Below are 18,897 nucleotides of genomic sequence, written 5' to 3' on the forward strand. Positions count from 1 at the left end.
TGATCAAGCGAAAGCCCAAAACATTCGATCAGCACAATGGACGATCGTTAGCCTGAAGCCGTTCGATCGCCCATTATGAATCTACTGAAGATATGAACCAGATGAACCAAGGATTAACTGATGTCCAGCTCTAATATCCAGCTCTAATATCCAGCTCTAACATCCAGCTCTAACCTGCTGCTAGAACTTCTCCTCCCGCAGCAAGACCTCCTGAATTGTCAGGGCAGGTTCGGGTTTGCCATCGTATACTGTGCCCACTTTCCCCTGATACAGTCGCCGATAACCGATCTCATAGGTATCTTCCGGTAAGGGGATGTAGCCCACTGATTCGATCAGGTCGATCGCATTTTGCAAATAGAAATCCATGAACTCACGAACATGTTCGTTGTGTTGAGCTGACTGAATGTTGACATAAACAAATAGCGGTCGGGATAGGGGTTGATAGGAGGCAGTCTCCACATTTTCCCGATCGGGGAGGACTGGTCCATTGCCACTGTCGATCGCCAGAGCTTTGAGCTGATCCTGGTTTTGCTCGTAGTAGGAAAGCCCAAAGTAGCCCAATGCATTCGGGTCATTGGCTACGCCGCGCACCAGAATATCGTCATCTTCACTGCCGGTAAAGTCGCTGCGAGTCCGGTTTTCGCCCACAATTGCTTCGGCAAAATAATCGTAGGTGCCGGAGTCTGCACCAGGGCCATAGAGCGTGAGGGGACGATCGGGAAAATCAGGACGAATCTGATTCCAGTTGGTCACTTGCCCTTGCGCCGTAGCTGACCAGATGGACTTCAGTTCATCCACCGTCAGACTATCCACCCAGTCATTCCCAGGGTGAACCACCACGGTCAGCGCGTCAAAGGCGATCGGCAATTCCACAAACCGAATTTCAGAGTCCCGGCAGGCAGCCAGTTCCTGGGTCGAAATCGGGCGAGATGCCCCTGTAATATCTGTCTCTCCCGCACAAAACTTTCTGAACCCACCCCCCGTACCCGAAAAGGCTGCCGTTACCTGTACATCTGGATCCCGCTGCTGGTATTGCTGAACGGCTGCTTCAGTAATGGGATACACGGTGCTGGAACCGTCAATTTCAATGATGTCATTGGTAATGGCTGCGGGAAGTTGAACCTGGCTGGTCGTGGTTTGAACCTGGGGCGTGCTACAGGCCGAAACCAGCAGCGCAGTGGTGAGCAGGGCCGCAGAGAACGAAGCGGATGGGTGAATAGACTTTTTAATGGTAGACATGATGAATCCTAAATGCAATATTGCGGGTCACACAGGTGGCAGATTGCAGCTCACAAAAGCTTCCTTTTACCAAAACGCGATCGAAGGTTTGGAAGAAGATTAAAAAAAGTTGTAGCGAGCCGTCGATTTTCTGACGCTCCCAAGATCTCAATTCTCCTAAAGAGTAGTCAAAATGGGAGATTTCATTTAAAATGAATACATCAATTAAATTTGATATGTCAAGCAATCATGCAGGGGTTACACAAAAGTTAGCAAATGCATATTTTGAGCGAAAGGGTTCTTTTCTCCGAATCAAATAAATGGTTAAATGATGCTAATTAACGGTTAGTTTCTATTCCTATAGTGATTCAGTTATCGATCGATATCGTGTTTAATTGGTGTGGTGTTTTGGTTTCGTTGTAGCGATCGAAATTAAACAGTCGGTTAAGACAAGGTTTAGAGAAGATGATCCAGGTCAAGCATCATACCCGCATTCAACAGTTCACTCATTCCATCTAACTGCGCACCATTCTCCACGTACTCGCGCATTTTGGCTGGCAATGTTTCCAGCGCATCTGACTGCGATCGAATTTCAATCACAAAATCCGGGGCAAGGGGTAAAAAGCGATCGTTCTCAGAAAGCTGCTCAGTTTGGTTATGTTCCTGGTTTTCCTGGGGCGCACTCTCAAGGCGAGACATTAGATGAGCTACAAGAAAACCTGCGTGAAGTAATTGAGATGCTCCTGGAAGATGAGAAACTTGTTGCTTTGTCCCTCCTGTGAACCTTGGAGCGTTTGGTTAAAAATCATTGCGTGCTGATCCGAGTTGGAAAAATTACGCTATTGATCAAACCGATCGCCTCATAATGGAAGTACGTCAACTTCGTGGCGAGTCGTCATCACAACCATTGCATCCATGAAACTTTCACGGAAAAACCTGGCAGAACGTCAAGAGCATTTATATGATGCCATCATCGTTGGGGGAGGGGCTGGCGGATTGTCTGCGGCGATTTACCTGCAGCGTTACGGCTTGTCCTGTTTAGTCATTGAGAAGGGCAAAGGGCGATCGTTCTGGATGCAGGACTTGCGGAATTATCTGGGATTGCCACCGACCACCCCCGGACGAGACTTAATCCAACAGGGGCAGAATCACGCCCTGGAGTTAGGAGCCGATCACCTGCGGGGCTTTGTAGAAGAAGTGACAGACGAGGGTGATACCTTTACGGTCAAGGTCAAGGTGGGTAAACAAAACAGCGAGTATCCCATCTTTCGCTCAAAATACATTGTGGCAGCCAGCGGCATTATTGATACCCTGCCTCAGCTAGAGGATATGCAGAATGTGTTTGACTATGCCGGGTATAACCTGCACGTCTGTATGATTTGCGATGGTTATGAAATGATGGATCGGCTGTGTGGGCTGTTTGTCGGTACAGAGGGAGCGATTAATACAGCCTTTGTCCTGAACTGGTTTACGCCCTACATTACGGTGTTCACCAACGGCAAAGTGGAAGTGGGGGCAGAAATGCGTCAAAAATTGCAGGATCACGGCTATCCTTTGGTGGAAACCCCGATTCGACGCTTTTTAGGCGAAAACCACGAAATGAATGGTGTGGAATTAATCGATGGTTCGACGGTGAAGCTGGAAACGGGACTCGTGGCGATGGGTTCGCACTATCATAACGAGTATCTCAAGGGCATTGAGCTGGAGCGCAGCGGGCAGAACATTGTGACAGATTCCATGTGTCGCAGTTCGCATCCCCGAATTTTTGCCGTGGGCGACCTTAAAGAAGGAATAAATCAAGTGTCGATCGCGGTTGCAGATGGTACACTGGCGGCTACTGCAATTTGGCGGGATATCCGTCGTGCTTCACCGCCTCGTCGTTGGGAACAAAATCTTATTGGAGCAGTGTCGTGACTCAGATTGAATCGCTTACTATACCAGAGCTTCAGGCAGAAGTAGCTCATTTGCGCGGAGAGTTGACCCTACGGGATCAGTTGGTTCAGCAACTTTCCCAGGAGCTATTTCGCCTGGTTAAAAGCAATACCAACCTTGCCCCTACCCCCGCTCTGTCCGAACGGCAGCAAGCTGAAATGCGAGCCTTGCGCGAACAGCTTCAGGGCGTAGAACAGCAGGTGGGCTTTTACCAGGAACAGTTGACCACTAAGGATCAGGAAATCTATCAACTGCGTCAGTCGGTGCAGGAACTCACCGATCGCTCCCGGATGTTGGAGCAAGTGGTGCAGGAGTTGCCTCAGGTGTATAAACAAAAGTTTGAACAGCGATTGGCCCCCCTGAAGGAGAAGATTGCTCAGATTCAGCGAGAAAATCGTCAGCTTCATGCCGAATTGCAAAGCGTCAGCTATCGTTTAGCGGTTCGCAGCCGTCGGACTTCTCATCTAGATCTGCCCAGCTTCCCGCGTTTAGGTTCCTCCCCGATTCCTTCCTTTGGGTCTTAGGCTTGTAGATGCAATAACCTGTACAATTCCGCTACTTTGTTGACTGGGCAGGCAAGATGCCCACTCCATAAGAATTTCAGGTTCTTTAATTTACATTCTTTAGCCCAACTTTTAGCTCTTAAGCCAGCAAAATTGACACTCTGACTGAATTTGCGTCAAGATTATGAGAGGATTCCTAAAACTTTGTAACGGCGACACTGCATGACCCTCGAACTGATATCTCTTGAAGTAATCCAGGAAATTGCCCGCGAGTATGGCTACTGGACAGTTTTTCTTGGCATCATGCTGGAGAATGCCGGAATTCCCATCCCTGGAGAAACGATTACCCTGGTGGGCGGTTTTCTAGCGGGAAGTGGAGAGTTAGATTACTGGTTGGTTTTAGGATGTGCGATCGCTGGCGCAGTGCTGGGCGATAATTTTGGCTACTGGATTGGCTACTTCGGCGGCTGGATGGTGCTGACCCGTTTGGGGCGGCTGTTTCGCATTCAGGAAACGCAGCTCATTGGGGTACGCGATCGGTTTGCGGAAAATGCGGCCAGGGCGGTTTTTCTAGGACGGTTTGTAGCACTCCTCCGGATTTTCGCTGGGCCCCTCGCCGGAACTGCTAAAATGCCCTACCTGAAGTTTTTGGCTTGCAATCTGGCAGGGGCGACGGTCTGGGCTTCGGTGATGGTGAGCCTGGCCTACTTTGTCGGTCGTATCGTTCCTTTAGATCAATTGATTCGCTGGGTAGCTCAGTTTGCGGTCGTGGCCCTTCTGCTGGTCATCGCCTGGATTTTGTTCTCTTTCTGGACGGAGCGTCGGCAGATCGATCGGGCGATCGAATCCACGACTCCGGACGAGAAGGAAACCAGCGAAGCTCCAACGGGCTAAACTCCAAGCTCTACAACTCCTATCAACTCTTGTGGGGTGGGCATCTTGTCCGCCCTATTCTATTTATTATTAGATAGGACTTTGGTAGGTAGGACTCTGGTTGGCTAACAATCAGGCGATCGCGCAAACGGTGCTGGGTTCAGGCAAGGGATCTCCAGACGTTTCGTATGCCATAACCAAAGACTCAAGGGCTTCGATACCGTGAGTTACGGCTTCCTCATAGGTTTCGCCGTGGGTACGCCACTGCTGTCCCGGAAAGTCAGGAAAACCGACCAGAAAACAATCATCCTCTTCCGACCACTGAATCACCATCTGATACTTCAGTCTATTCATCATCTTGGTTTGCCTCCACTTGCCGAATTGCTCTTATGATCTCTTATAAATAATTCATCGGATCAGTGGGTTCTCCCTGTACCCGCACCTCAAAATGCAGATGAGGGCCCGTCGAAAGTCCCGTAGAACCGATCGCGGCGATCGGCTGGCCCTTTTGAACCGTTTGTCCTTCGTAAACATATAAATCGCTGGCGTGGGCATAGAGGGTTGTAACTCCGCCCCCGTGATCAATAATCACCGTTTGACCATAGCCGCCATACCAACCCGCAAAAATCACGAGTCCCGTGTGGGCGGGCCAGATCGGTCGGCCATAATCTGCACCAAAGTCGATCCCTGCATGGAAGCGGGTGTAGCCCAAAATCGGATGGACTCGATTACCAAACATACTGGTTAAGACCCCATCACTGGGAATGCCCATTAATCCCGTTCCCAGGGGAGCCGATCGCCCCAACTTCCCCTGTTCGGCTAACCGCTGTTGAATTAGAGCCGTAATATCCAGAGAATCCTTAGCAAGCTGTTCCTCGGCGGCGTGCAGGGCACGGTTGTCGTTTTGCAGTCGGCGAATTAAATTCTGCTGGGTGGAAGCTTGAGCCTGGTAATCGGCTTGCTGGGCCTGAAGTGATTGGGTCAACAACGCCACCTGATTTTTCTGGGATTCCACCTCGCGCCGACGGGCTTCTAAGACCTCTGCATCCTGCCGCAGTTCAGCCAGGATAGCGCGATCGGCTTGATACACCAGACTGAGTTGGTAGCGGCGATCGAGAAATTCATTCAGATTGGTACTTTGCAGCAACAATGCCCAACCTCGACCAATCTTCTGCCGTTGCAGGTAACGTAACCGAGCCACCGTCGCAAACTGCTTATCTCGATAGCTGGATTCTGCTTTGGTTAATTGCAGTTGTAGTGATTTAAGCTGCTCATTTGCCGCTTTAAGTTTCTGCTCATTTGCCGCAATTTGTTCAGCGGTCGCCTGAATGTTGGTTTGCAATCCGCTCAACCGTTCCTGGGCAGACTGTTCTTGATTTTGGAGCCGATCGCGCTGTTGCAGAATTTCATTGCGCTGGCGATCGAGTTGCTGCTGTTGTTGCTGTAAATCTTCCAGGGGAGTAGATGCTTGAGCGAAATAGATTGGATTGGCATGGGGTAAGGCAGGGCGAATGGCGAGTACCAGCCCCAATACCACACAGCAAACACTCAAAAGAATCCTCACAACCACAGGCAAATGCTTAATTTAAAAACCTAAAACTGACACACTCAATTAACGAATTGAAACCAATTCATCCAACCGGACTGAGGGCAATTATGCCAAATCCCAGCAAGATTGCACCAGAAATTCGGTTCAGCCACTTTAAATGTTTGGGAGTCAGCCGCGATCGAAATAGCCCCACCCCACTACTCAGCAGCAGCCACCATAGCGCAGAACCCAGAAATACGCCACTCACTAGCAAAACTGCTGCCCCATAGTTCCCACCTGCCGTCGCTAATCCTAACCCAGCAAACACGGCAATAAAGGACAAAATCGTGGCTGGATTGGTCAAAGTTAGAAAGAGGGTAGATAAATACGCTCCCAGCCATCCCCGACCCTGGGCCGTTGCGGCTGTCTCGGAGGGTTTCGCCAGCGCGGTTCTAACTCCCAGGTAGCAAAGAAACAGTCCACCGATGACGCGAAACCATCCCACATGGCTCGTCAATAGTCCTGAAACAAAGGTCAGTCCAAACCCAGCAATACAGCCATAGATCGCATCTGCGGTCGCAGCTCCTAAGCCGGACAACAAACCAATGAATTGCCCATCACTTAAAGTGCGACGAATACACAGAATCCCAATCGGGCCAACTGGAACGGCGATCGAAAAGCCGATGATGAGGCCTTGGAGGAAGAAGGGGAGGGACATGGGAGGGAGGAGGGGGGAGGGGGGAGGGAGGACTGAGGACTGAGGACTGAGGACTGAGGACTGAGGACTGAGGAGGGGGGAGGGGGGAGGGAGGGAGGGGCGCATCGCAATGCGCCCGTACAAGGATTGAAGATCCGGAGCGCAGGCATCTTGCCTGCCCAGTCAGCAGAGTAAAAATCAGCAAATCAAGTATGCTTGCCTGCCCAGTCAGCAGAGTAGAAATCAGCAAATCAAGTATGCTTCATGCTTCATGCTTCATGCTTCATGCTTCATGCTTCCTCCTTCCTCGCTCCGCCTTTCTCGATCGGCAGTATTACCGTCTCCTTCACTGTGGAAAGGGCGATCGTGGTGCGGGTTTTGAGATAGCCGAGGCAGCCTTTGAGTTCGTCGCTGATCAGGCGTTCTAAATCTTTGGTATTGCGGCAGCGGACTTTCATCCAGTAGTCATCTTCACCTGTAACGTGATGACATTCCTGGATTTCGGGTAGGGACTGGATTTTTTCTAGAAAGTCCGATCGTTGATCGGGGTGAGCAAGACTGACAGTAATGAAAGCAGTCAGGTCGCAACCGACGGATTCGGCATCAATCAACGCCGCATAGCCCTGAATCACACCCCGTTCTTCTAATCGCCGGACCCGATCGGCTGTGGCAGGAGCCGACAGTCCTAAAGTAGATGCCAGCTCAGACCAGGTCATCCGCCCCTGCGTCATGAGAACTTGCATTACCTTAATATCTATCTCGTCAAGGGACATAAACTTTATTTTGAAAGCCTATGCCAACCTTAGCTTATTTTTATTAAGCAGACAAGCCATTATTCCAATTAAAGTAAGCCAGATTCGATCTGGCTCAATGGAATGAAACACTCCTTGGGTAACAGGATTGGTTTTTGCCCGAAAATTAGCTTGCCGCGATAGCTATACCGATCGATGGCAATGCCGATCGGCCGCTGCACTTCGTCTGGATGGACTTCAAAGTAGGTGCGGTAAATATGGCGGGCCGCCTGCAAGATGGCGGGATCAAGCAGGGCGGAAAAATGCATGGGTTCAACAGGGGTTGATTCGGTCGCAGGTCTAGCTTCAGTTTTAGAGGAATATACCATATGTGGTTTTTTCAAGTTCTCACTGCTAGACTCTAGACCATTTATTTTCCTACGACAAGAGATAAAAGAATTTTTACAAGAATTTACCGATTTCTAGCCTAATGCCGCTAAAAGTGCTTCGCCCATCGCCTGACAACCCACTGCCTTCATGCCAGGAGACATAATATCGCCCGTACGGTAGCCCTCATCCAACACCTGCATTACGGCTTGCTCCAGGCGATCGGCCGCTTCCGGTTCGTCTAACCCGTACTTCAGCATCATGGCGGCACTCAGCACCTGGGCGAGCGGGTTGGCTTTGTCCTGTCCAGCGATATCTGGGGCAGAGCCATGCACGGGTTCAAATACGCCGGGGCCCGATGCGCCTAAACTGGCGGAGGGCAACATGCCGATACTACCGGTCAACATGGCGGCTTCGTCGGAAAGAATGTCTCCAAACAAGTTTCCGGTGACGATCGTGTCGAATTGTTTGGGATAGCGCACCAGTTGCATGGCAGCATTATCGACATAGAGATGGGACAGTTCCACGTCGGCGTATTCTTCGGACAGCCGCGTCATGCGATCGCGCCAGAGTTGCGAAACGTCCAGGACGTTGGACTTATCAACGGAGCAAAGCCGTTTGCCGCGCTTCCGGGCAATGTCGAAGGCGACTCGTCCAATCCGCTCTACTTCGCTTTCGGCGTACACCATCGTGTTAACCCCGCGTTTTTCGCCGTTCTCTCCAGCAAAAATGCCTTTGGGTTGCCCAAAGTAAATCCCCCCTGTGAGTTCGCGCACGACCATAATATCTACGCCTTCCACCACTTCCCGCTTCAGGGTCGAGGCATCAATCAGTTGGGGCAAAATCTTGGCGGGACGCAAATTCGCAAATAGTCCCAGGCCTGCCCGTAACCCCAGCAAACCCTGCTCTGGACGCTGGTGGCTGGGCAAGGTATCCCACTTGTACCCACCGATCGCAGCGAGCAACACAGCATCGCTATCTTTACAGGTGTCCAGGGTGGCATCGGGTAGGGGATTGCCGGTAGCATCGATCGCGGCTCCACCCACCAGTGCCTCTTTAAATTCAAACTGGATATCCAACTGTTCCCCTACCCGCTTCAGCACTGAAACGGCAACGGTGATGATTTCTGGGCCAATGCCATCGCCGGGTAATAATGTGATGCGGTAGTGCTTTGTCATGGTTCAGGGGAGTTATGTTGAGAAAAATAATCAGCAACTCACTATCTTATGGGAAAAAGGGGCCATCTTGAATCAGCGAGCAAGATGTCATTCAAAGACGATCGGCAGTTCCCGTCGATCGAAGTCTATGAATAACTTTTATTCTTCTGCTGGTGGACTGGAAGCATCAAAGATAATCTCATAGGCGATCGCGGGATTCATGTGTTGCAAGACGCGCAGGTGGGCTTCTGCATCGTTGCGACGACGGAAGCGTTGGATGATTAGGGTTTGGGCGTTGGGTAGGCAGCAGATGATGCACCAGGGATGCAGGCGATCGTGGTAATTGGATGAGATTGGGCTAATTTTGGGCATGGCAAATTGAGGCGATCGGGTTTCGTCGCGGCAAAGTGAGCATGGAAAATTTGACCCGATGGGGACGCAAAACAGGCGATCGAGGTTAACCTGATGGCGCGATCGGGTTTAGGTAGCTGTAATGGGGTGGAATAGTGAGAAACTAAATAAGAACAAATGACTCTCAGGGCAGTTTAGCGGCTGCTCTCAGGGCAATTTCGTTCTATATCCTATAACTCTTATATAAGCAGACTTGAAATCGATCGTCAAGCCTAATTGTATAAGCTTGCTTGTAATTGATGGTGGAAAAACGGCAGCAGGAAGGGGAATCCCTACTTAAGCAACGAAGGGAAGCGTTGGGTTTGACCCAGCGAGATGTTGCGTTGGCTCTTAATAAGACCGTGCAGACGATCAGCAATTGGGAAACGGGAATCTATGAGCCAAAGATGACTCCCCGTGAGGTGAAGGCGTTATGTCGGTTATTGCAGTGGAATCTGGATGATATGCCGGATGATTTTGCGCCACCTAAAGCTTGAGTGACGAGGCGAAGTGGCGATCGATCCCTAACAAATTCTGCGTCGAGCATTAGGGGTGACGCTGGATGAGTTGCTAGATGATGTGCGATCGGCTGACAGCGGAGTGTAAGTAGTGAAGCGTAATACTGAAGATCTATTACGAAGTCAGAAAAGCGTTAGTTAAAGACTTCGTTTAGCCAAATACTTATATTTTTCTAAGTATTTTTTATACAATAAGTCATTTTTTCCTCTTACCATGCCAAGAAAATTGATTCTTCCTAAAACCACTTGTTTATAAGACGGAGTGTCCTTGCCTGGAAAGTTAGCTTCTTCGGATGAGTAATAAGCTTCATAATAACTTTCAGCATTATCCAGTCCATACTTCTCCCACGAATGCAACATAGCTCGAATTTGTCTTACATAACGTCGATCGACATTAGGAAACTTATTAACTGTTAAGCCTGTAACTCTTTGACGATTTTTTGAATCTTGCAACCTAATTTTTTCATAATTTACTTCAAAGCCATTACTCTCAATAACTGCTGCTAGTGCCTCGCCTATGACAAGTTGGTCTTTATCTTCGTCTGAAATAGTTGATGCTAGCTGATGAGGAAATTTAGGAAGAGTAGTAGAGAAAGTGATGTCATCAGCATACCTTGTGTATGTACAACTATACTTTTTGGCGAGTTGCTGTAATTGGCTATCTAGCTTCGCACAAAGCATATTGGATACAATAGGTGAAGTTGGAGCACCTTGAGGTAGTTGATTGTTGTGGCAACAAATTTGTGCCAGAACAGTCGCAACTTCAGCATTTAAGTTGTACGGCTTTGCCATGAACATTCCTCGAACACGTCCAAAGTTGATTGATCCGAAGAAATTTTTTAGATCTAAATTGAGTACATAACGTTTATTGGAGTGAACATGTGCATTTGTGACTATATTTTTCTGGGGAGCATAACCATGAACTGAAGGTTTAACTCTATAAACACAATATAGAACTTGGCTCAACTTTCTTTGCAAAATTTTTAGAGTGGAAGAAGGAGCAAGTATTGTTCTACTACCGCCATTTTTTTTGGGGATATCAAATGAAGTATACTGATCAGTATGTGGAATCTTATACAATCGATAAATGAAATAATCGTAGCGGACAGCCAATAGCCTTGCTACATCCCTTGAATTTTGAAGAGAATAAAACTGTTTATGTAGACTTTCACAGCTACTATCAAGGATTTGATTAGAGTAATCTCCCCCTACATCAACGCGTTTTCTCTTAGGTATTAAGAGAGATCTAGTGCTGAAAAGCTGAAAATTCCATAGCTTCTCTAAGAAGATGAATAAAAGGTCACGTAATCTACTTGCCCAAACCCTTATAAAAAAGCGCAAATTACTACACCAAATCTTTATTATCTGAGATCTATGACTTAAAAAGCAACCGTAGAAGTATTCTCGCTTACTGCACACACAGCAGCAACACAACTGCTGAGAAGGCATAAAGTAACCTTTGATGTACACCGTCGCAGTATCAACAACGGAAATCAATACACATATCTACGGTTGCTCAATTTAATATCATGACTAATCTGAAGTCTAAATGTCAACTCTCAGCACAGCAATTATTCACCTTCTGAAATATTCGTCTGCGATGATATGCTGCAGCTCTGTAAGCGGGATTGATTTGAAGTGCGTTTTTATAGGAATCCAGTGCTGCCTGATACAAACCCAGCTTTTCTAAGATTCCGCCCCTTTTGCTCCAGAGAATATAATCGTTTGATTTATACTTAATTGCTTGATTGTAGGAAGCTAAAGCCTTTCTATAGGAACCCACCTCATCTAAAACATCGCCATATTGACTCCAAGTTATGTAGTCATCCCTTTTCAAGCGAAGTGATTCCTGATAAAGAAGTAATGCTGCCTTTGGGTTTCCTATCCGCTTCAGTAATGCTGCTTTTCTGTTTAATTCGATGTACTTAAATTGACTTACCTGACCTAGCGCTGACTTCTGCTTAACTTTGACAACTTTGCGAAATTGATTTAACTGCTCATAACTCAACTTTGCATTTTCTAACCTTGCTCCATCAATCTTTGCACATGTGAGATCTGCACCACGTAAATCAGCGTAACGTAAATCAGCATTTACAAGGTTTGCATTGATGAGTTTGCTGCCTCTCAAGTCAGCATTTCGTAGGTTAGCGTCTCTAAGATTGGCATCAGTAAAGTTGACGTTACGAAGATCAGCTCTACTGAAATTGGCGTTACTTAAATCATCACCGCTTAAATCTTCATTGCTGAGATCAACACCTGCAAAATCTCGTAGGCTTAGTCCAGAAATCTTTGCAAGTTCGGAGAAGCTGTCCGTTTCCGCTTCCATAATCTCTGTAATTAAATTAGCAAATTCTTCTGGATCAAATTGCTTATTCATATTTTTTAATATTTAGCTTCAAGTGGCTTAAATAGGGGTTTAGCTTAGGCTCTAAAATACATTGCAAAATACGTCTCTCAATATGTGCAAATTTTTTCTTGTCAATTTCGTCTATGCCGGCAAGAAGTAAGCCCTTTATTAATCCTTTAATATCAGTTATACATACTCCACGAAGAACATCTTCCACACAAAAAAAAGCTTCTATATAAATATTCTCATCCTCCGAGGTTATGTTACACAACTTAGTGTTTTTCATCATTCCTTTCAGAGGGCTTGAATTAAAAGAATCCGTATCTTCAAAAGACCAGAATGGAGCATAATCTTCTCCGCCACCAGTCACTCTGTGCTGAACAACTTCAGACTTTTCTCTAAAGAGTTTTGTTGAATTTGTTTCCGAACTTAACTCCCCGACAGAATTATCTTTAGACATAGAAAAGGGGATAGATAAGCTAAATCCTTTACTTAATCCGGCACTGCTTTGGTTTTCTATTTCTTTTCTAGTTTGAATTGATAAACTACCCATTAGTTCACGACAGTCAATTGGAGCTTTGCACCTTTCTAGTTTGAGCTTTAGCTTTCCTTGCTTTATGCCAAATTTAATTTGGCCGCTAAATGGGCCAAATTTCACTTCTTCCCATTTTTCATTAAAATTAATAGTCAAATATAACTCAAAGTCTTTTAGTTCGTTTTTGTTGATTGGAAGACCAATAAGTGATAAAATTTTTTGCAAAGGGTTTTTTTCGTAAACTGGCTTTAGTCTTAATCTAACGTTTACGCAATCGGGAAATTTCTCATCAACTTCAAACTGCTGATCAAAAGAGAAAGAGGTAGGATGAAACATTCTCAAAACAAAGGGATTGGCTCTCAATGCAAAATATATCCAATTATAAGCGGAAACTTCTCTCGCTCAACGATCTCATCCTAGACTACGACGAGGAAGGCAAAGTCGTCGCCATCACGATCGATAATTGGAAGAAAGCCATTCATCCACCTCAGCCCCCTCAACCCATACTGCCCGATCGCTCTCTGCCAATGCCACCGCTTCTTCAATTTGCTGAATCTGCCAGGAATGCTCTTCAACATAGGCAGCGATCGCCTGCGCTGCCAGCCAAGACTTACTGCGGTTAGTGCTAACCGCCAGTGCCTCCAGCTTTGCTTTGATCGCGGCAGGAAGGCGGATAGTGACAGTTTCGCTTTGCGCCATAAAAGCCTCTGAATCGTTAGCAAACAGATGTTCTGGATGAATTCATTGTACACAATGTACACATTTCAGGCAGCAAGCCAGGGGGACAGCACTAAGATGAGAATTCAAGATTCCTCTAGTACCGACACACTAACGATCGAACTCACCTCTAAACCGATCGCCGCCACCGATGCCATTACCGACGATCTCATTTTGGACTACGACAGCGAAGGAAAAGTCATCGCCATAAAAACACAGCCCATACAGAGAACGATAGAGTATCTTTTGTCACCAACCAAGCCAGGAGAAAACCTTGAGGCAGTAAAATTTAAGTAACCCACTGCCAATTTGTTAGAGCCAAGCCACATCATGTCAGAAACAGCACTGGATACCAACCAACTCAAAGACCTGCTCAAAACCGCGATCGTAGAAATTCTACAAGAGCAAAAAGAGGTCTTCACTGAAATAATTGTTGAAGCAATGGAAGATATCGCTTTGGTAAAGGCGATCGAAGAGGGAGAAGACACAGAACCCGTTAGCCGAGAGGCAATCTTCAGAATTTTGCAAGAAAAGCATGAAGGTTGAATTCAGAAAGAGTTTTGAAAAGACCTAATTGCCAGTAGCTAGAAGCATTGAACATCAACTACCCCTGGAGGATCTTGCACCATGAACACCGCCAAAATTAGCACTGATGGCAATCACCAAATTGTGATACTACCTGAGGACTTCAAAATGGCGGGCACTGAAGTTTACATTAAAAAAGTCGGGAATGCGATCGTCCTTATTGCCAAGGACAATCCCTGGCAATCGCTCTTTGAGAGCTTAGAGCAATTCTCTAACGATTTTATGGCAACTAGAGAACAACCACCCCTGGACAGCCAAATGAACTACGGCTCTAATTTAGGCTGATACTGCATAAGGGCGATCGGCAATCGAAACAGCGTTGCAGCTACCTGAGTCAAGCCAAACTTCCATTTCAACGATCGGGGTAAGGCTTGCCATTCCACCGGGGTAAACCCCAAACGCCGATAAAACTGCACAAGGGAATCCCCCAAACATTCCAGGTACAGCGGTTTTTCCGCCTGCTGAATCAAATGTAAAGACAGATAGGTTCCCAAACCCCGGTTTCGCCAGGCAGAATTCACCACCAAACTGCCCAATTCCTGTGCCTCTGCATAATTCCGAAGTTGCCCACAGGCCACCACCTCCCCATCACACTCAATCACCCAAAACTGATGCCAGAGAATCTGAGTCGGATCAAGCCTGGCTCCAAACACCATTTTCCGAAGCCTCCAGCGATCGGTGGGTTGGGCTGGACGCACAGTGCAGTTATCCGGTAGAGCAGGGTGAGGAGACATGATCGCTGAGGTGTTACCCCATTGTCTAGACAATTTTCGTGGGTATTCTCCTGCATCTTACGAAATCTTGCAGCGGTGAGGGCCGTACTTTAGAGAATCTCAATGAATTTGCAGTAAACTTTGAGTGACTATACTGGGATACTCCCCACTGTAGTTGAGGGAATGCTCAGGACATGACCAATCTGTGATGTCTATTCGCTTTAGCCCTGACGGAAAATTACTTGCTAGCGGCAGCAGAGACTACACTATAAGGATATGGCAACGAGCCAGGTAAAAATGAAGTAGTATGCTAGCCCTGAGTTACCCACATATCGAGAAACCAGAGAATCAACCTGCAAGATTACAGCGATTACCACGGGTTCGAGTCGCACAGATTGTCATGGATTATCTTGCCTATGGTTGGTCTGTGGAGGAAATATGCCGACAGCACCTTTACTTAAAACCAGCCGAAGCTCATGCGGCAATGGGCTACTACTTTGACCATCAGGAAGAAATCGACCAGGAAATTAATCAGGAATGGGAGCAAGTGCAAGCAGGGATGACGCAAGCAGCTCAGTCACCTTTCTACACGCGAATGAAAGCTAAAGGGCTGCTGTAAGTGGCTATTGCTTTGTATATGGATGTTCACATTCCTCAAGCTATTACTGATCAGTTGCGTCGTCGGGGTGTAGATGTATTGTCAGCGTTTGATGATGAAGCCCAAGAACTCCCTGACGATCAGCTTTTGTTAAGGGTGACTCAGCTTAATCGGGTTCTTTTTACCCAAGACATTCGATTTCGTGTTTTAGCTGAAACCTGGCAGGTAGAAGGAAAACAGTTTTCTGGACTGATCTTCGGTCATCAACTTGGAGGCACAATTGGTCAGTTCGTCAGAGACTTGGAACTGATTGCCAAAGCTTCAGAACCTGATGAATGGATGAATACAGTGGAGTACGTCCCTTTCAAGTGAAGGTAAAGCAATAACAGTCCCCCTTGCAGCGGTGAGGGCCGTACTTTAGAGAATCTCAATGAATTTGCAGTAAACTTCAGCTCGATCGCCCCTAAATTTGTAGTTTTACTGACGTTAGTTTCCATTGCACCTGGGCATCCTAGCCATAGACCCATAGGATGGTGCCTTTGCAATGAGTGAATATACTGGGATGACCCCTACCGTAATCGTGGGATTAGGGGGCACAGGGAAAGAGGTTTTGCTGAAAGTTCGCCGCATGATTGTCGAGCAGTACGGCTCCTTAGATGCATTACCAATTGTTTCATTTCTTCACATTGATACAGAACAGAACGCGAAAACCTCGGAACCAGAAGTAGTACTCAAGCAGGATATTTCTCTTCATCCGGTGGAACAGGTTTGGGCAAAGGTAGAAGATGCCAAAGCGATATTAAACCGATTATCTTCCTACGAGTATCTGGAAGAATGGTTTCCTAAAGACTTAAAGGGAACCGATTCGATTTTGGCAGGAGCAGGGCAAATTCGAGCGTTAGGTAAACTGGCATTTACGATCAATTACCAGGACGTAAAAAGTAAATTTAACCTTGCTAAGGGTCGCATTGTTGGTCACGAAAAGTTGATGCTGGACAAGTGGAAAGTTCAGCTTGATAAGGGAATTAACATTTTTGTGATCTGCTCCCTATCCGGCGGTACAGGCTCAGGCATGGTTTTAGACCTGGCTTACAACCTGCGGGACTGGGTTCCTCCGGCGGAAATGCCTCAAACCTCAGCCTTCTTAGTTCTGCCGGGAGCCTTTTCTGGGTTGGGCGATCGCGTCATTGCCAATGCCTATTCTGCCTTAATGGAACTGAACCACTATTCTCGTAACGATACGCAATTTGAAAGCCAGTATAGCGGCAGTGCCTCCGATCGAATTACCACTCAGAGTGGGCGAGATGTTCCCTTTAACTTCTGCTATCTGGTCGGGAATAGTAACGATAAAGTCACATTCCCGACGCTGAATTCCGTTCTGGAAATGGTAGCGCAGAACGTCTTTTTAGACTTCAGTTCAGGATTCAGCCAGTATAAAAAATTGGTACGGGATAATGTGCAGAAACATTGGTCGAGTCCCGATGGGTTGGGCTATCCCCAGAACTTTATGAGTTTTGGTCTGTCCAGCATTCAGTTTCCGATCGAACGGGTGTTGAATGCCTGTTCAGCCCGGTTAGCCGGTAGCCTGGTGAACTGGTGGGGCAATTCGACTCCGGCTCCTTCCGCAATGTCGGATTTGATCAAGACCGAAATTTTGCCGGGGTTATTTTTGGCGGAGTCTGAGCATGATCACCAGATCATCGACGGCATCAGCATGGGCGACAACAAAAAGCCCTACAGCAAGGAAGTGGCTGACTGGGTAGCGGGAATTCGCAAACGCCGCAATGATCTGAATATTCCCTTCGAGAATCTGCAACGGTTCATCTCCAACGAACAGGAGAAATTTGCGCCTCACTTTAACGACAACGGCACGGATCCAAAGCGGTGGAGTGATTACTTCCAGAAAATGTGGGATAACCTGCAATGGCTGATTCCCCAGAAGCGGCAGGAGCTACGAGAAACCGTCTACAAGATGGTAGAAGATCGGTTCCGGGGCCGAAGTTCACGCGGCAATTTCTGGAAGTGTTGCTGGATGTGTTTGCCGACTACCGCAGTCGGTTTGATCAAGACCGTCAGAAGTACTGGTTGCCCAGGGAGCGATCGGCGCAAAACACGCTGCAATCTCAACTTAAACAAATCGATGACCATGCCAAGCAGTTCCTGCTGGTGAATCGTAAGAACGTGATTGAGGAAGATTTCCTGAAAACTATGCAGGCGTTGGAGTCAATCTATATCTCTAAGGTGGAAGTCAAGGCGCGGACGCTGGGGGTAATGCTGCTGGATGGGCTGCGGGAAGAAATCGATCAACTGCTGGTGGATTTGACGGGATTCGATCGCGTTTTGGAAACCCTGCAAGCTCAACTGAACGACAAAGAACAAACCTTTGTTCGAGAAACGGGCACCCTGTCTGTGAATGGCATTATGCTCTATGACGAGAAAGAGATCAGCCAAATCTACAGCCGCACCCTGGACGGGAAAGAAGATATTGTTTGTCAAACTCTCAGCCAGAAAATATTGGATGAGTTGGACGTGAGACTGTTCGATTTCTATCGGTTCGATACGCTGCGAATTCGAGACTTATACGATCGCCTACTGAACCAGACGATCGACACCTTTCAGAACGGCGCGCAGATGGACATTTCCACCGCCCGGAAATTCCTGGAGCAGTATCCCACCCTGGAACAGCAAGAAGCGCAGATTAAAACCACCTTTGAAAAGAGCGAGCCCTTCCTGCGGTTCAGTCCCGATCAAAAGAATCTGGGCTGGTCAGATAAGCCAGAGAAGTATCAAAAGCTGGTGGGCATTCAGGGGGGGTCTAGCCCGACCGATCCGGCAGTTAAAGTGATTTTGCCGATGTTGCGGAAAACCAGCACCATCACTGACAAGGAAATTCGTCCCCTCAACGATCCCCATCACATCTACTTTGTCCAGGAAGTTGGAGCATTTCCCCTGCGGCTAATTGAAGGGATGGCAAAGATGCGAACGATCTACCGTTCGATCACCCAAAAACAAAAGGAGAACTCCCTCCACACCCACCGCAATTCGCGTCAATTCAAAGACCTGATGCCGCCTACTCACACGGAAGTAAAAACTCGCCACAATCTGATTCTGGCCAAAGCGATGAACCTGGTGAAGCAGGAAGAAAACCGGATGGATGGGTTCCATGAGGTGAAATTCTTCTACCAGGATAAGCAGACCGGTCTGGACAAAACTCAGGTGATGGGAGCAGACTGGTACGAAGCGGCAGAATTTTTGCTGATGGATCAAAATCGCAAGATCAACGACATCCTGGATGATGCGATTCGGGCGATCGGTGAAAAAGCAGTCTCTAAGGCAGACAAACAAGCTCTTTACCAGATGTTGATGGGCTACCGCAGCCATGTGGAAGCAGCGACTCCTGGCGGTAAGGATAATCCAGAGTACCAGAAAGTGGAAGCGGCGATCGCGGATTACGTGAAGACCCACGGG

At 47.5% G+C, this 18,897-nt stretch carries 25 protein-coding genes and 1 pseudogene; 12 read left to right on the forward strand and 14 right to left on the reverse strand.

Annotated features, from left to right (window positions below):
* Nucleotides 1–180: 180 nt before the first annotated feature.
* Both ACM1PF_RS17945 and ACM1PF_RS17950 read right to left on the reverse strand, forming a co-directional pair.
* On the reverse strand, nucleotides 181–1,239 hold the full coding sequence (locus tag ACM1PF_RS17945; protein WP_416665876.1) for a PstS family phosphate ABC transporter substrate-binding protein: 1,059 nt from the start codon (nucleotides 1,237–1,239) through the stop codon (nucleotides 181–183).
* 435 nt (nucleotides 1,240–1,674) lie between these two features.
* Nucleotides 1,675–1,917, reverse strand: a complete 243-nt coding sequence (locus ACM1PF_RS17950) for a Uma2 family endonuclease (protein ID WP_416665878.1) — start codon at nucleotides 1,915–1,917, stop codon at nucleotides 1,675–1,677.
* Between ACM1PF_RS17950 and ACM1PF_RS17955 the strand changes: the two are divergent.
* From ACM1PF_RS17955 to ACM1PF_RS17970, 4 genes and pseudogenes are all read left to right on the forward strand, one after another.
* Nucleotides 1,872–2,000 (forward strand): annotated as a pseudogene (locus tag ACM1PF_RS17955) (type II toxin-antitoxin system HicB family antitoxin); the annotation flags it as partial. The gene ACM1PF_RS17950 and the pseudogene ACM1PF_RS17955 overlap by 46 nt on opposite strands.
* A gap of 133 nt (nucleotides 2,001–2,133) precedes the next feature.
* A complete protein-coding gene (locus ACM1PF_RS17960) occupies nucleotides 2,134–3,132 on the forward strand; it encodes an NAD(P)/FAD-dependent oxidoreductase (protein ID WP_416665880.1) in 999 nt (332 codons plus the stop codon).
* On the forward strand, nucleotides 3,129–3,674 hold the full coding sequence (locus ACM1PF_RS17965; RefSeq protein WP_416665882.1) for an Npun_F5560 family protein: 546 nt from the start codon (nucleotides 3,129–3,131) through the stop codon (nucleotides 3,672–3,674). Before ACM1PF_RS17960 ends, ACM1PF_RS17965 begins: the two co-directional genes overlap by 4 nt.
* Nucleotides 3,675–3,875: 201 nt before the next feature.
* A complete protein-coding gene (locus ACM1PF_RS17970; RefSeq protein WP_416665885.1) occupies nucleotides 3,876–4,547 on the forward strand; it encodes a DedA family protein in 672 nt (223 codons plus the stop codon).
* A gap of 111 nt (nucleotides 4,548–4,658) precedes the next feature.
* On the opposite strand, the gene ACM1PF_RS17975 is transcribed toward ACM1PF_RS17970, so the two are convergent.
* From ACM1PF_RS17975 to ACM1PF_RS18005, 7 genes are all read right to left on the reverse strand, one after another.
* Nucleotides 4,659–4,880: a type II toxin-antitoxin system HicB family antitoxin gene (locus ACM1PF_RS17975; RefSeq protein ID WP_416676713.1), complete on the reverse strand. Its 222-nt coding sequence runs from the start codon at nucleotides 4,878–4,880 to the stop codon at nucleotides 4,659–4,661.
* A gap of 43 nt (nucleotides 4,881–4,923) precedes the next feature.
* Nucleotides 4,924–6,090, reverse strand: coding sequence for a murein hydrolase activator EnvC family protein (locus tag ACM1PF_RS17980; RefSeq protein WP_416665887.1), 1,167 nt, complete (start codon nucleotides 6,088–6,090; stop codon nucleotides 4,924–4,926).
* A 67-nt stretch (nucleotides 6,091–6,157) separates the two neighbouring features.
* Nucleotides 6,158–6,772 (reverse strand): LysE/ArgO family amino acid transporter, encoded by a 615-nt coding sequence (locus ACM1PF_RS17985; RefSeq protein WP_416676715.1) that lies wholly within the window; start codon nucleotides 6,770–6,772, stop codon nucleotides 6,158–6,160.
* Between the two features lie 269 nt (nucleotides 6,773–7,041).
* Nucleotides 7,042–7,524, reverse strand: a complete 483-nt coding sequence (locus tag ACM1PF_RS17990; RefSeq protein ID WP_416665890.1) for an Lrp/AsnC family transcriptional regulator — start codon at nucleotides 7,522–7,524, stop codon at nucleotides 7,042–7,044.
* Nucleotides 7,525–7,592: 68 nt separating this feature from the next.
* The gene (locus ACM1PF_RS17995) at nucleotides 7,593–7,871 is read right to left on the reverse strand and encodes a hypothetical protein (RefSeq protein WP_416665892.1); all 279 of its coding nucleotides are present in this window, start codon (nucleotides 7,869–7,871) and stop codon (nucleotides 7,593–7,595) included.
* Between the two features lie 93 nt (nucleotides 7,872–7,964).
* On the reverse strand, nucleotides 7,965–9,047 hold the full coding sequence (leuB, locus tag ACM1PF_RS18000; protein WP_416665894.1) for a 3-isopropylmalate dehydrogenase: 1,083 nt from the start codon (nucleotides 9,045–9,047) through the stop codon (nucleotides 7,965–7,967).
* Between the two features lie 138 nt (nucleotides 9,048–9,185).
* A complete protein-coding gene (locus ACM1PF_RS18005) occupies nucleotides 9,186–9,398 on the reverse strand; it encodes a hypothetical protein (protein ID WP_416665896.1) in 213 nt (70 codons plus the stop codon).
* 278 nt (nucleotides 9,399–9,676) lie between these two features.
* On the opposite strand from ACM1PF_RS18005, the gene ACM1PF_RS18010 reads away from it, so the two are divergent.
* Nucleotides 9,677–9,913 (forward strand): helix-turn-helix transcriptional regulator, encoded by a 237-nt coding sequence (locus ACM1PF_RS18010; protein WP_416665898.1) that lies wholly within the window; start codon nucleotides 9,677–9,679, stop codon nucleotides 9,911–9,913.
* A 159-nt stretch (nucleotides 9,914–10,072) separates the two neighbouring features.
* Here the strand turns inward: ACM1PF_RS18010 and ACM1PF_RS18015 are convergent, their stop codons facing one another.
* The 4 genes from ACM1PF_RS18015 to ACM1PF_RS18030 form a co-directional block, all read right to left on the reverse strand.
* The gene (locus ACM1PF_RS18015; protein ID WP_416665901.1) at nucleotides 10,073–11,047 is read right to left on the reverse strand and encodes a reverse transcriptase domain-containing protein; all 975 of its coding nucleotides are present in this window, start codon (nucleotides 11,045–11,047) and stop codon (nucleotides 10,073–10,075) included.
* Between the two features lie 439 nt (nucleotides 11,048–11,486).
* On the reverse strand, nucleotides 11,487–12,311 hold the full coding sequence (locus ACM1PF_RS18020) for a pentapeptide repeat-containing protein (protein WP_416665903.1): 825 nt from the start codon (nucleotides 12,309–12,311) through the stop codon (nucleotides 11,487–11,489).
* Complete coding sequence (locus ACM1PF_RS18025; protein ID WP_416665905.1) at nucleotides 12,304–13,152, reverse strand: hypothetical protein; 849 nt, start codon at nucleotides 13,150–13,152, stop codon at nucleotides 12,304–12,306. The genes ACM1PF_RS18020 and ACM1PF_RS18025 overlap by 8 nt, the downstream gene beginning before the upstream one ends.
* A 114-nt stretch (nucleotides 13,153–13,266) precedes the next feature.
* Nucleotides 13,267–13,515 (reverse strand): CopG family ribbon-helix-helix protein, encoded by a 249-nt coding sequence (locus ACM1PF_RS18030; protein ID WP_416665906.1) that lies wholly within the window; start codon nucleotides 13,513–13,515, stop codon nucleotides 13,267–13,269.
* 54 nt (nucleotides 13,516–13,569) lie between these two features.
* Here ACM1PF_RS18030 and ACM1PF_RS18035 point away from each other — a divergent pair, with 54 nt between their 5' ends.
* The 3 genes from ACM1PF_RS18035 to ACM1PF_RS18045 all read left to right on the forward strand — a co-directional run bounded on the left by ACM1PF_RS18035 (nucleotide 13,570) and on the right by ACM1PF_RS18045 (nucleotide 14,403).
* Nucleotides 13,570–13,830 carry a DUF2283 domain-containing protein gene (locus ACM1PF_RS18035; RefSeq protein WP_416665908.1) on the forward strand — a complete coding sequence of 87 codons (261 nt, stop codon included), beginning with the start codon at nucleotides 13,570–13,572 and terminating at the stop codon, nucleotides 13,828–13,830.
* Between the two features lie 33 nt (nucleotides 13,831–13,863).
* Complete coding sequence (locus tag ACM1PF_RS18040; protein ID WP_416665909.1) at nucleotides 13,864–14,079, forward strand: hypothetical protein; 216 nt, start codon at nucleotides 13,864–13,866, stop codon at nucleotides 14,077–14,079.
* Between the two features lie 81 nt (nucleotides 14,080–14,160).
* Nucleotides 14,161–14,403: an antitoxin gene (locus ACM1PF_RS18045; protein ID WP_416665911.1), complete on the forward strand. Its 243-nt coding sequence runs from the start codon at nucleotides 14,161–14,163 to the stop codon at nucleotides 14,401–14,403.
* Here the strand turns inward: ACM1PF_RS18045 and ACM1PF_RS18050 are convergent.
* Nucleotides 14,382–14,852, reverse strand: coding sequence for a GNAT family N-acetyltransferase (locus ACM1PF_RS18050; RefSeq protein WP_416665913.1), 471 nt, complete (start codon nucleotides 14,850–14,852; stop codon nucleotides 14,382–14,384). The genes ACM1PF_RS18045 and ACM1PF_RS18050 overlap by 22 nt on opposite strands.
* Nucleotides 14,853–15,006: 154 nt before the next feature.
* Between ACM1PF_RS18050 and ACM1PF_RS18055 the strand changes: the two genes are divergently transcribed.
* The 4 genes from ACM1PF_RS18055 to ACM1PF_RS18070 all read left to right on the forward strand — a co-directional run bounded on the left by ACM1PF_RS18055 (nucleotide 15,007) and on the right by ACM1PF_RS18070 (nucleotide 17,599).
* Complete coding sequence (locus ACM1PF_RS18055; RefSeq protein ID WP_416665915.1) at nucleotides 15,007–15,126, forward strand: WD40 repeat domain-containing protein; 120 nt, start codon at nucleotides 15,007–15,009, stop codon at nucleotides 15,124–15,126.
* Nucleotides 15,127–15,138: 12 nt separating this feature from the next.
* Nucleotides 15,139–15,450 (forward strand): DUF433 domain-containing protein, encoded by a 312-nt coding sequence (locus ACM1PF_RS18060; protein WP_416665917.1) that lies wholly within the window; start codon nucleotides 15,139–15,141, stop codon nucleotides 15,448–15,450.
* Entirely contained in the window at nucleotides 15,451–15,801 is a 351-nt protein-coding gene (locus ACM1PF_RS18065) for a DUF5615 family PIN-like protein (RefSeq protein ID WP_416665919.1), read from the forward strand.
* Nucleotides 15,802–15,973: 172 nt separating this feature from the next.
* Nucleotides 15,974–17,599, forward strand: coding sequence for a tubulin-like doman-containing protein (locus ACM1PF_RS18070; protein ID WP_416665920.1), 1,626 nt, complete (start codon nucleotides 15,974–15,976; stop codon nucleotides 17,597–17,599).
* The last annotated feature ends 1,298 nt before the right edge of the window (nucleotides 17,600–18,897 follow it).

The sequence above is a fragment of the Egbenema bharatensis FJBBOT/2019 genome (assembly GCF_048077055.1).
Taxonomy (GTDB): Bacteria; Cyanobacteriota; Cyanobacteriia; order Elainellales; family Elainellaceae; genus Egbenema; species Egbenema bharatensis.

What these genes read in the sequence shown, in the direction of transcription:
- ACM1PF_RS17945 (WP_416665876.1), bottom strand. Translation starts at nt 1,239, where the DNA reads ATGTCTACCATTAAAAAGTCTATTCACCCATCCGCTTCGTTCTCTGCG.
- ACM1PF_RS17950 (WP_416665878.1), bottom strand. Translation starts at nt 1,917, where the DNA reads ATGTCTCGCCTTGAGAGTGCGCCCCAGGAAAACCAGGAACATAACCAA.
- ACM1PF_RS17960 (WP_416665880.1), top strand. Translation starts at nt 2,134, where the DNA reads ATGAAACTTTCACGGAAAAACCTGGCAGAACGTCAAGAGCATTTATAT.
- ACM1PF_RS17970 (WP_416665885.1), top strand. Translation starts at nt 3,876, where the DNA reads ATGACCCTCGAACTGATATCTCTTGAAGTAATCCAGGAAATTGCCCGC.
- ACM1PF_RS17975 (WP_416676713.1), bottom strand. Translation starts at nt 4,880, where the DNA reads ATGAATAGACTGAAGTATCAGATGGTGATTCAGTGGTCGGAAGAGGAT.
- ACM1PF_RS17985 (WP_416676715.1), bottom strand. Translation starts at nt 6,772, where the DNA reads ATGTCCCTCCCCTTCTTCCTCCAAGGCCTCATCATCGGCTTTTCGATC.
- ACM1PF_RS17990 (WP_416665890.1), bottom strand. Translation starts at nt 7,524, where the DNA reads ATGTCCCTTGACGAGATAGATATTAAGGTAATGCAAGTTCTCATGACG.
- ACM1PF_RS17995 (WP_416665892.1), bottom strand. Translation starts at nt 7,871, where the DNA reads ATGGTATATTCCTCTAAAACTGAAGCTAGACCTGCGACCGAATCAACC.
- leuB (WP_416665894.1), bottom strand. Translation starts at nt 9,047, where the DNA reads ATGACAAAGCACTACCGCATCACATTATTACCCGGCGATGGCATTGGC.
- ACM1PF_RS18005 (WP_416665896.1), bottom strand. Translation starts at nt 9,398, where the DNA reads ATGCCCAAAATTAGCCCAATCTCATCCAATTACCACGATCGCCTGCAT.
- ACM1PF_RS18010 (WP_416665898.1), top strand. Translation starts at nt 9,677, where the DNA reads ATGGTGGAAAAACGGCAGCAGGAAGGGGAATCCCTACTTAAGCAACGA.
- ACM1PF_RS18020 (WP_416665903.1), bottom strand. Translation starts at nt 12,311, where the DNA reads ATGAATAAGCAATTTGATCCAGAAGAATTTGCTAATTTAATTACAGAG.
- ACM1PF_RS18025 (WP_416665905.1), bottom strand. Translation starts at nt 13,152, where the DNA reads ATGTTTCATCCTACCTCTTTCTCTTTTGATCAGCAGTTTGAAGTTGAT.
- ACM1PF_RS18030 (WP_416665906.1), bottom strand. Translation starts at nt 13,515, where the DNA reads ATGGCGCAAAGCGAAACTGTCACTATCCGCCTTCCTGCCGCGATCAAA.
- ACM1PF_RS18035 (WP_416665908.1), top strand. Translation starts at nt 13,570, where the DNA reads ATGTACACATTTCAGGCAGCAAGCCAGGGGGACAGCACTAAGATGAGA.
- ACM1PF_RS18040 (WP_416665909.1), top strand. Translation starts at nt 13,864, where the DNA reads ATGTCAGAAACAGCACTGGATACCAACCAACTCAAAGACCTGCTCAAA.
- ACM1PF_RS18045 (WP_416665911.1), top strand. Translation starts at nt 14,161, where the DNA reads ATGAACACCGCCAAAATTAGCACTGATGGCAATCACCAAATTGTGATA.
- ACM1PF_RS18050 (WP_416665913.1), bottom strand. Translation starts at nt 14,852, where the DNA reads ATGTCTCCTCACCCTGCTCTACCGGATAACTGCACTGTGCGTCCAGCC.
- ACM1PF_RS18060 (WP_416665917.1), top strand. Translation starts at nt 15,139, where the DNA reads ATGCTAGCCCTGAGTTACCCACATATCGAGAAACCAGAGAATCAACCT.
- ACM1PF_RS18070 (WP_416665920.1), top strand. Translation starts at nt 15,974, where the DNA reads ATGAGTGAATATACTGGGATGACCCCTACCGTAATCGTGGGATTAGGG.